Annotated in this window: 3 protein-coding genes; all 3 read right to left on the bottom strand. The window is 44.9% G+C overall.

The features are described from left to right. Positions 1-2: 2 nt before the first annotated feature. Entirely contained in the window at positions 3-1,340 is a 1,338-nt protein-coding gene (hpsC, locus tag ABM313_RS22600; RefSeq protein ID WP_434685375.1) for a hormogonium polysaccharide secretion pseudopilin HpsC, read from the bottom strand. A gap of 51 nt (positions 1,341-1,391) precedes the next feature. Continuing rightward, on the bottom strand, positions 1,392-2,186 hold the full coding sequence (locus ABM313_RS22595) for a prepilin-type N-terminal cleavage/methylation domain-containing protein (protein ID WP_434685374.1): 795 nt from the start codon (positions 2,184-2,186) through the stop codon (positions 1,392-1,394). Positions 2,187-2,372: 186 nt separating this feature from the next. Continuing rightward, entirely contained in the window at positions 2,373-11,855 is a 9,483-nt protein-coding gene (hpsA, locus tag ABM313_RS22590) for a hormogonium polysaccharide biosynthesis protein HpsA (protein WP_434685373.1), read from the bottom strand. Between the last annotated feature and the right edge of the window lie 19 nt (positions 11,856-11,874).

The raw sequence follows: 11,874 nt of genomic DNA, 5'->3' as shown, positions 1-11,874 counted from the left end.
TTTTATCTACCTAAACCGATCTGACTACGCCCAAAGATTCGCACATCGGCGGTTGGGAAAAACGTAATATTAGTTGCTGTGGGCTGTCTCAAATCTCTATTGGTCGCTGGCGTGGTCAAACGTGCGATCGCATTACCACGCAAAAATATTCTAGCTGTAACTGTATTTGGCGAAACACAAGCATAAAAGCTACTTAGCCCAGCAGGATTACTACCATCAGAATTAGCAAAATCAGCAGGAACTCTCTGTGTAAAGTTATTTACCGAATCTGTCGTTCCCACACCAACTGAAGGATCATCACAGTCTAGATTTCTCTGAGGCGTACTAGTGTCATTCCTACCAACAGGGATTCTAAATGCAGCCGTCGCAGCAGCAGGAGTACCAGTCGCTACGGCAGATCCACCTTGAGTTGTTGAGTAAGCAGTGTCATCCATAAAGTCCACAAGAGTCACAAAAGGATTAGCCGCAAAATCAAAGTTGGCATACTTTCTCCAAGCTGCTAGACCACCCTGTGTTGCAAAGTCAGGACGGTTAAAGCCTGTAGATGGCAAAATAAAGTATTTGTTAGGGTCTGATAAAGCTACAGGGACGATGGGAGGGACGATAAGAGTAGAATTTGGTCTAGTATCAACCTTAGTTGCAGCAGGGCAACCAGTAGTCACACCAATTGTGCCACCATTACTGCAATAAGCCACATATCCATCTTTAATCTCCCATCTCAAAATTCGCGCAGTATTTGACCAACCGCTAGTTTCAGGATTTGCAGTATCGTTTTTGAGGTAATAGGCAACTAGTGCATAGGTATATGTATCTCGACCATAGGCTCTACGGCCAGCAATGCTATCTGTACGACAAGCTGCTAATAGGGTCGCGTCTCCATAAGGCATACAACCAATAATTTCTGATGTGGGACTAGCTGCTGGATTACTATAGTTTGCAGTTGCGTCGGGATTAAAAGTAAATCTTTTCCAAAAAACTAAGATAGGCGTACAGGTATTTGTACCAGTTGGATTGCACTCATTACCTGCACCCGACTGAGCATGTGGTAATTGAGCATTTATACTAGCCAGCCCTTCTGCACCGTAGATATAGATTGCTTCTTGCACATCATCAGCCATGTAGCTAATTGCAGCTTGCAGTTCTTCTTGGGCATTTGTCTTGACTGTTTCTTTACGATCGCTATCTAACACACCCACCAAAAAGCCAAGCATGATCACCACCATTAAGGAGGCGATCAAAGCCGCTACTAACAACTCAATCAAGGTAAAGCCAGATGCAAAACCTTTGCGATAACGGGATTTTGATGATCGCAATGGGCTTTTTCGCTGCCGCGATGCCATTATTTTATAGAGAAGTTTTTTCATAGGACAGTCTGCCTTGATTGTTTAGTGTTATGAACCAATGCCTTTTTTGATGTCATCAATATTCTTGGGGTTAACCGTTGGCAAGAAAATCTGCGATCGCATTGTCACAATGGGACAGGTAATCGAGGCAGTACTGGCGAAAGGAGTGGTACTACCTTGAACGCAGCCAGTATCAGCTCCTCCAGTATCAATCCCAGTTCTAAGTGGTGCAGTTCCTGCTAGAGCATCAGCACGGTAAACCCTAATCGCTAACCAAAAGCCTTGGCTTCTTAGATCAGTTGAAGCTGTCGCTACTGAACTAAGCGGTCCACTTCGCATGGGCTGAATGAAGAAGTCTTGAGGATCTTGAATACTAAATCCATTGCCATTTGCATCAATACAAATACCTGGAACTTTTCCCGATGGAACATTAGTTGCAAGGGTATTGTTACAGATTGTGGCGGGTGGAAAGCTGGTTGTAGTTGGGGCAGCGATCCCCTCAAATGTGTATTGATCTTGAGCATTGGGAGTGCTAGCAACTAGACTATTGGGGAAGTTAGTTACATCAATCACGCCACCTCTCACTGCATCAATATATGACCTTCCAGCTTGAGTAGCCTGATCGATCCTTCTCGCATTAACTCTTGCTGAAGTTGAGAGGGCAACCATCGGCGCGATCGACACAATCAAAATGCCGACGACGGCAGCCGCCACTAGAGACTCTAGCAATGTGAAGCCAGCCTCTACTGACTCAAGCGATCGCCTTGTCTTGAGAATATGGGACAGATAACCCGCAAAGGAAGGGGCGATCGCATCATGGGGCTTACGATATCTGGTATCCACAGCTTTGCAATTTAGATTTAACATAACCCACCATCATCAAAGAACAAGGACAACGCAATTTAAAAACTCATCTAGAAATGCAATCAGAAATGCAATTAAAATTTTAATTGCCAAGAGTATAAAGTCAACTATCTCCGATTACTTATAGATCTTCCTATTAGGAAGATCTATAAGTGAAAGCAGACTTTACTCGTACAGAGTGGCTGGAACTGTGTCAGTCGGAGTAGTTGCACCGTAAGTTGAAGTATCGCAAACAGGACGACGATCAGTACCACGCAAGGCACGTCTGACATAGTTAACAGGTCTTGTACCTTCCCTTTGCGCTCTACCTACATTAATCACATCAGCAGCAGCATTTACTGCGGTTGGATCATTTGGCTCCAAGGCACAGAGCAAAGACTCAACCCAAGGATCATCACCACTGATCTCTCTAAAGAACTCATTAGAACCAGGAATTGGTACGGCAAATCGTTCAGCAAAGCGATCGGGTTGCTGCGTTAACAGACCCACATCATAGCCCCAGAGGCGAATCGGTGCAGAATAGTAGGGAATGCGATTAACAGTTCTAGACATATATTGCAGATTATACCCACTGAAAATCGCACCACTCGTATTACCTTTACCTGTTTGCAATGGATTCATAAATATGGTCGTGGTATCTGCTATGTCAGATGTAACCATACTTGGCGTGTATGGTGCAGTAGCAAAGCGACTCTTGGTATTTTGGATGAAACCGCCCGCAATCTTGACTGGGACATTTTCCCAATTTTCAAGGAACCGTACAAAGTTAGCTAAGCCACCACCTGTTTCACCTATCTGGACGCTCAAATCAGATGACACAGGATTAGGGATTGTACTAGAAGTGGTATAGGCTACGCCTTTTCTCGATGGAGTGCTACCAGCCACAAAGTACACATTTACCTCTGTTCTGGTAGGTCGAATAGTCCATTGTCCAGTACCAGTACCCTGTGGTGTGCCATTAATACCAGCAGTTGTGGCTGGATCAGGCTGAACGATATTAGTCGTGGCAGCCGTCTGGTTGGGAACATGCAGTTGTAACACAGGCAAGAGCGCAGGTTGATCAACAGCAGTCATCGCTACAAACAGCGTTTCATTATTGATCTCCGTACCAGTAGTACGGAATCCAAGGAATCTCACGCCTCTAAAGGAGGAGAACTTATCTTTGACTGCAAGCTCAGTCGTGTTGTTAGTATTAGAACCAGTGCTTGGCATTGTGCCAATGAAGTTCCCCGTAATAATATTGGGGCTAAACGCATTACCTTGGAAAGTCACATTGGCTTCATCACCTACAGTGAGAGTACCACTACCAGTAGAACTAAAGGGAATAGCACCACCGTCTGGAGAAGCGGCTAGCCTAAATGAAGGACCAAGTAATGGACTAGTTGTATTGATTGCATAATAGGTAGTTCCTGCTGATAATCCGCCTGGTAGAGTAGTTCCTGTGAACAAAATAGGTTTGTTATTGGGATAAGCACTGCCTGTAGCCGTGATTACCAATGGTAATGCTGGGGCAGGTCCTGCAACAGCCGTAAAGTTGTAGTCAGGTTCAACACGAGGGAATACCCAGAAAACGTTGTTAGGATCAACTCCATCTAGTCTGACTTGCAAACTATTAAATACATAGTTTTCATTAGCATCACCTCTCAGGATAAACACAGGACTAGGTCCACGTCGATCGCTGGTCGGTGAGCAGGTGCTAGGGCTAGCAACCCCAGTCACTGGATCTGTAGTTGTGCAGTTAGCTCTGAGCGTAATCGTGCCAGACAAAGTCCGAGTATCACCTAGGAGTGTACCTATATTGCTTAGGTTATAGACTTGTACTCGGTTGTCGGCATAGGTATTAACTGCTCTTAGTCCCAGATTTAGTCCAAATCTAAGATGTCCATTCGCACCAGCGGTAGTTGGCGTGCCGATATCCGACAAATCGATCGCCGCCGTTGCTGTTGGGGAAGTGGCAAGTTTAAAGTCCTGTGTACCAGTAGCTCCATTAACCGCTGCGGTCTCACGGACATAGTATGTAACTCCCGTTTGTAGCTGCGAAGTCAAGGTCAGCGCACCACTACCAGCACTAGTAAGGTCGATCGCATCACCATTTAGAGTTGAAGCCAGTTTGAAATTATTACCTGATACCTCACGAACATAGTAAGTAGTTCCCGTAGTTAGAGGTGCAGGAGGAGTTCCTGCTCCTGAGAAGACAACTGCATTACCAGCCGTGAACGGGTTATCGGTAACCGTAATCAAGTCTGTAGTTGCGTTAGCAGAGGTAAAAGCCTTATTAAATCTTGGCAGTTGGACATCATTGCTGTCGGTGTATAGGGTGACAGGTTGACCATTGGTAAAAACTGCTCCTGTAGTACTAACGAGTGCCCTGAAAATATCTGACGCGGCAATAGCCTCAAATCTAATCGTGCCTTTATTGATCTCTTTTTGGAGAGCAACGGGCGCACTTAGCGTACCAAGACTATTTGCATCATCATTGGGAATTAATCCAACAAACTTATCTGCGGAAACGCCATTATTCGCAGGGTCAAGCCTTGCGCTGCGTAAACCTGTACCACCACTCAGATTTGGGAGAGAACCTGATAGGGTCGTCGTATCACCCATGAAGTTTCTAATCGCTTCACCAGCACTATTGACAGCCTGAGAGCAACTACCACTAGTAATATCAGATCGACCTACGTTAGAACGCTCGATCGCCTGATATCTGCGAGTACTACCATTGCCACCACAAACCACAAAGCTAGTAGCAGGCTGAGTAGAGCTAGTAGTATTTGCAGCACCAGTGTTGTCTGAAGGGAAGTGAGGATTGTAGGGGAGATTGAGATTGAGTAGGGTCGTTCCTGTAGGAGGAGTGATCGTATTGCTGGCAAAGGTATAGCTACCTAATTCACAGCGCTCGTCCACAAACCCATTAGTTAGATTAATACAAGCAGTATTGGGTAACACCAATGAGCCTGTGCTATTTAAGTTAGGTCTTAAGCTGCCAGCACCACCGCCTATTTGGGGGAAACTGAGATTGTTGAGGAATAGGTTAGTGTCATTGCTATATCGGATGTTGTCTCCTTCTCCAGGATAGTTACCTGCACTTCCCGCAGATCTAAACCATAGTGCTTTATCTGCGGTTCCTGGCAAGGAATTGGTCATGTGCTGATTGTTAGTGTTGTCAATCGGGTAAGCGAGGTTACCTGGCAACATGGGGATTTCTCCCGAAGGACCTGGACGTGGTGGAATATTTGGGAAGATATCATCTCTTTCAGTTGGATCATCCTTCACACCATTGCCATTAATGTCATTGCCCCATACATAGCGCGTTCCATTTTGTCCACCAGCACCAACATCTGTAGGAGGGATAAAGGGACGGAATGGCTTGTAATTAACGTTGGAAGTGTTCGTGGGGAATGGATAGGCAGCAGCAGGCGGCATAATCATGGACATTGGCATGGAAGACTTCGCCATAGAAGACTTCGGCATAGAAGACTTCAACATACCAATTGATGATCTTTGCAAACTAGCAAAGACGGGTGGATTGACTATGCCCACACCACTAGGCGTTGGTGATGGTGTAGGAGTTGGTGTAGGAGTTGGTGTAGGAGTTGGTGTGGGAGTTGGTGTAGGAGTTGGTGTAGGAGTTGGTGTGGGAGTTGGTGTGGGAGTTGGTGTGGGGCAAGCATTACGATTTAATTGAGCATCATCGTTATTTTGATAATAGTTAGTCGATGCGGTTCCACAAGGGCTAGGCGTGTTAGCTTGCTGAATTCGTCCTCTAATCTGCTCTGGTCCGCCAGCATTGTAACCAATAGGTACAGCAGGATTTGCTCTCAAGTTATCGATCCTAACTGCAAATTCTTCTTGGTTTTCAAAAGCACTATCTCGCACAACTAAAACTGCAAGATTCTTAGTAGTAGGATCGTTAGTTGTATTTGTTGGGCCAGTCCAAGAGATGATTGTACAGTACTGTTTTTGATTACCAGTGCCATCAGGACAGGTGGCACTTTCAGCGTCAACAGTTTCAGCACTAACAGCACCAATTGGCAAACGCGGCAACTTACCACCAACTGGCACAGTAGGATAGGTACTTCCATCCGATTTCCGCATGATCAGAGGAGCAGCACCAGCGTTGTAAAAACCGTTAAGATAATCAGCTTTAGTATTGTTTGTAGCATCACCTATTAGAGGGAAACTTGAGGCTGTCGTCGTCACAGTAGTTGGCGCAGGGCTATCAAGTCGAGTGTAAGACGTGCCATCCTCACCTGCATAAGCGTTTACGTTATTTGGAAATACAGTTACCCTAACACGCACAGTTTGCGATGTTCCTAAAAGACCACGGTTGGAGAGGCTGACATTGTAGTTAAAGCGACGGTATACAGCGTTGTTAGTACTGCGATTGCTCCCGCCAGGAGGATAGGCAACGCCACTGGTATTATCATTGCTATTAGTTACACTACCCGTAGGAGTTGGTACAGATGTAGCACCATTATCATTTCCACTTCCCCAGAAAACAGCAGGTAATGTAGTTGATCCTAGTTGAGTCTCTAATGGGACAACAAGACTATTCTGATTGCGTCTGCGTCCTTCAGGCTGATCAGAGGCAACAACTGACAGGTCAACCAACATTCCCGTTTCAGGGCAAGGTACAGTTCCATAGCTATGGTTATTACTGGTTTGGAAGGGAGTGCTTAATCCACCCATCACCTGCGGATAAGTATATCCAGTCGTGTCACTGGCTCCATTAACAACTCCAATAGGCATTGGCCAAACGATAAAGGGGCTAGAAGTACAACTACCAGCAAATATTAATTGTTCATTTCCATCTTTATAAAGGTCGTCAAACCTTAAGAATGAAACCCGACGCGCATAGCGGTTATCACTATCCGCGATATATCGCGGTGCATTTACAGGAGTAGTGATTGCACCTGTAACTGCGCTGTAGTCTGGCAGAGCCGTTGTACCTGCACCATCCTTCACCCAATCAGAGAAAGTACATTCACTAGATGGAATCTTGCGACACATCTCCATACCATATTCTCTATGGTTAATCCGACGCTGAATAGGTGTTACACCATTAGCGTTGTAGCTAGCGAGATTACCATTCTGTGGAATTGTAAGATCGACATCACCCATCCATAATGTCTGATCATTCGTGAGAACAATGTTGTCCGAGTTAACACGCTTAATCCAAGGGCTACTGGTAGCAAAGCTGTTATTAAAGAACCCATTGCGGCGCAAGTCGATTACATAACTGCTATCCTTAATTTTTTCGCCATTGGGGTTAAGTTGCGACTGCCAATTAATACTAGTAGAAGTGTAGGCATTGTTACGAAGATCATAGTCTCCATCAGTACGATAGCCATCGCGATAGTTAGCAGAGAGAACCGTCACTGCATCGGCTAAAACTGTTGCAGGTCGCCATTCGTCACCAAGTGTACAGTTTGTGTTAGAGCCAGGACGACAGGCAAAGTTAGGATCAAGCTTATCTGTTGCTCCATTGTCTGCATGTCGTTGATAGAAATTATTCCAAACTGCTGCTAACTCTGGTGCAGTAGGGGGATTAGATAAAGTCTCATTGAGCCTTTGGGTAAACTCTTCGCGTGTATGTCTATTAAAGCTAGGTATTAAAGTCGTATCAGCAGGATTAACAGGATCTCTCTGAGCCTTAATGTATACAGGTAGATTGGATACAAGGGTTAAGCCTTTTTCACCCTTAGTTGCTTCTGTCCAAGGGAAACTAGCATAAGTCGCACTAGAAACAAGTCCCGTTGCTCCTGTTCCATCAACATTAACAAGATTGGCAGTATTGAGAGTGCTGCGCCAGAGTCGATAACCATTGATTAAGCGGATGCTGCTAGGCTTGCGAGTAGGATCGAGTAGGAAGTCAGTAGAGCTAAGGTTTTTACGCTTTTCTAGGGATGTAGCAATGGGATTACCTGAGCCATCGACATCATAATAGCTAAGGTCTTCGAGGGCATCTTCACGAGATGCATAGACAATGCCACTGTAAGGGAGCAGATAGTCTGTGGCAACGCCTGAATTATTACCGCCTGAGATTTGTGAACCTCTGAGCCGATCCATGTCAATGTCAGTTGCTCGAATTTCGAGGGGTTGACGTTGCTCAATTTCTAGGTCATAAATGTCAGCACGATTGGGAGTAGCGATCGCCAAGCCATTGTCAGCAACAGTATTGGAACGAGGTTGATTTCCTCTAGCTGCTTCTGTCAAAGACTCATTGCGGTTAAGAGACTTAACTTCTCTACCATCAAGGAAAGCGCTTTCACGGAAAGTACCGTGAGGGAGTTGAACACTGGTTACAGCAGTATTTCCAGCGATTATAGGCGGAGTAATGGTTGCTGTAGTAGGACTTGAGTTAGCCAGAAAAATAGACTTATCAAGGATCTGTAATGCACAAAGATTAGAATCCAAAGTGGATTGTTGAGGTAAAGTCAATCCTGCTGCACTTGCTGTAGCAACCCCTTTGTCAACAATAATTTTTTTCAGAACTTCACGTAACGGCTCATTCGCAAAACGTCCATTGGGGAAGATCAAGTTAGCTTGATAAGCCAGTCTTTCTGAATAAGGATTGTTAACATTGTTGCTAGGGTCTCTAGCAGCATCTTTGAATTTAAAGATTCCATTTACAGGATCATTTCCTGGCAGACTACTGTCATAAAACATGCCACTTGTGGTGTCGTAGGAAATACCACTAAAGATGACATCAAGAGAAGCTGAAGTTTTGCCAACATTATATACAAGTCCATTGTTTGAGCGACCTTGAATATTGAAGTTCCAAGGTGCATCAACTACTGTTGTTGTACTGGATGGAACTTGACCGTTTCTTGCGGTCAGAGGAGTCGATGGATCGTAGTAGCTGCTAACACAGGCAATAGGAGCTTGGTAATTATTAGCATCACCGATCGCATTGAAAGCATCATATTTGTAGTGATAGACAGCCGTAGCTCTCATCTGCAAATCACCTTTGCGATTTTCGGTGGTTGTACTCCATCCATCGCCGCCAGTAATTGGTGTGTAATAACCTGGGGTTCCTCTTGATGGTGTTGTTGTAACATCTAGCCATCGGACATTACTAGTCATTGGCATCGAGTCTGGCCAGACTACATAATTTCTGCCATCATCTACGCATCTATTGGGATTAGTGACATCTAGAGAGGTATCACATTTGAGTTGAGCAAACTTACGTTCGTCAATAGAAGTAATGGGGTTGTCAATTGGTTGACCATTCCAAAGAGGAACACTGGACTCGTCAATGTTAAGGGTAGGGATTGAGTTGCTACTGCGATCATCAGCAAAACCTGTGCGGAATCTACTTAAAAAAGTATCTTTGGGAAGACTGCTGTAAATACCTGCGTTTGTAACAACGCGCAATCCACCAGTACGGGGTGAAGATTCAGGAGTTTTAGCACTAGCAAGGTTGGCAGGATCTGTAACCGAAGGATCGAGAGCCGCAGAGATTTCCCAGAAACCACCACGATCAGATACACCAAGGTTACTTAAGGGAATCGCACGAGTATTGCGGTAGCGCTCTACTGAGCTAGCTGTAGCTTCAGAGAGGTCAGTGGAAGCATTCCAGAATATCGAGGAATTGGTAGTAATCGCATTAGCTTCTTTGTCAGAGACAAACTCAAGAGCATTGGTAATGATATTCTTCTTGAGCCATTTGGCAGGGAATCCGTTACCTACCAGAATGCGATCACCTAACATCCTCTCATTTGTTGTTACTACCTCCTCTGGATTAATGGCAGCAAGTCTCAACCTATTTCCTGTAGTTAATAGAGTGAAACCATTAGTGCTATCTAAAATTGCACCCTTCGCATCAAATCCATTTCCCGTTGATAGGTCGAAGGCTGTATCAGCTTTACCAAAGGCTGAGTTAGCATAAATTGGTAGCATCCATTTAACTGGTGGTGCTAACTCTGGAGGTATAGTTGCGTCTACGTTAGGGATAGGAGTTAGCAAAGGGCTGGGGAAAGTATCCGTACCTCTAAATGGAACTTCACGGAAAGAAACCCTGCGAGTGCGTTCACCAAAATAAGCAGCATAGGCACTACGTCTGGCGGCATTTACCTCTGTTTGGGAAGATAGAGCTTCATCTTGAATGCGCTTGACGAGATCCTCTTGTACCGTCGCAGGATCTTTAATACCCGCATAAACAATATTGGCAGAGCTAAAGTTTGCGGGTAATGGGAAGGTAACTGTAGCAGTGCCGCGCAAAGCGATCGCAGCATCGACGAGTGCACCAATACGGTTGTTGTAAGCAAAGTCATTAAGAGCTAAGTCAGAACTAAGGTTACCTGTTACTGAGCTATCAACGCTTTGATTGGTTTCATCAAGTTCTTTAATGCCAGTGCTTCCATTTACCACTGCCACTGGGGGAACACCAGCTCCTCGGAACAGATGCACATTAACCTTACCCGAAGCAGCATTGGACAAATCAGCAGGATTACTGGTAACCGCATCACCTTCTACAACATTACCAGCTACTAAAATTTCACTATTCTTTTTCTCGTAATAGCAAGAACCAAATAGATTTGGATTGGTAGTAGCTGTATTAGTAAGCGAACCGCCAGAACTACTAACTTGGAAAAGGGTAATAGGGTTATTTTGTGCCGCGCCAACCATGAGGTTGCCAGCACTATACATTCTTCCGTTTAAACGGAAAGTGGCGATGCGAACGAGTTCCGTATCTCCTTCAAAGAAGACCGCGTTATTATTTTGAGGCGATCGGGCGCGGTCTTGTTGAAGTTCGACAGCACTAATGGCATTTAAGCCGTTATAAACTTCATAGTTTGCAGCAGCATTAGCTGGAAAACTTGCTGCATCTTTAATAGGAACTGTAACAGCATAAACAAAGAATGACTTACGAAGTTTGTTATCGCTAGAGGTTGTCCAGCCACCATCCCCAGCAATATTAGTAACCCCCCCAGTAGCCACACAGGCTCCTGAGAGTGTCGTTTCATCCATCGGCAAGGCTCTTGACTCAATGGGAACTACAGGGCGCTCGACAACAGATGGAGGACGAGCGCGAAAGAGAATACTATATAAACCGAAAGAATCAAATTTCCCGTTGTTATCAGTATCAATTGGGAATTTCCAAGCTGTGGAGACGTATTCTCTATTCTCAATTTGAGGGTCGGTATAATTAATCTTTGGAGTTGCGGCATTAGGATTTTTAAAGTTATAGACTAGCTGTAAGCGAGTTTCATCAGGCAAAGTATATTTGCCACTATCACTAGTAATTACACTGTCTAAAGTCAACTCAGGTGGTGTAGTACGGGGTAGTTTGCCATCATTTAAGAGCGCGTCAATTTTTGCCCTAGCGCGATCGACAATAGGTGTGGCTGCGCTCCGAAACACCTGTTCTGCTCTAGCATTCGAGGCAGTTTGCGCCCGTTCAGAAGATCTTGACACAGTGGTTACCACTAACAGGGTAACAACTAAAGTCACCAAAGTCACAGTTGGCAACACGAAGCCAGCCGCCCCCCCTTTTCGCTGCCCCTTTGTTGCACCGAGCAATTGTCTTACAAAACGCCGACTAATACGGATTGGGCTACCAATTTTATTCAGCCATTTTCTTAACTTGGCAATAAATTCGGCAAAAAAGCGATTAATTTTACGGCTTTGCTTAGAATCAGACATACTACTTTACCAACCTGAC

Source organism: Pseudanabaena minima str. Chao 2107, assembly GCF_051131155.1.
Taxonomy (GTDB): domain Bacteria; phylum Cyanobacteriota; class Cyanobacteriia; order Pseudanabaenales; family Pseudanabaenaceae; genus Pseudanabaena; species Pseudanabaena minima.
The sequence above is the reverse complement of the archived record's forward strand: the minus strand, read 5'-3'. Positions and strand labels throughout refer to the sequence as shown.

Excerpts from the sequence above, each read along its gene's own strand:
- hpsC (WP_434685375.1), bottom strand. The coding sequence starts at position 1,340 with ATGGCATCGCGGCAGCGAAAAAGCCCATTGCGATCATCAAAATCCCGT.
- hpsA (WP_434685373.1), bottom strand. The coding sequence starts at position 11,855 with ATGTCTGATTCTAAGCAAAGCCGTAAAATTAATCGCTTTTTTGCCGAA.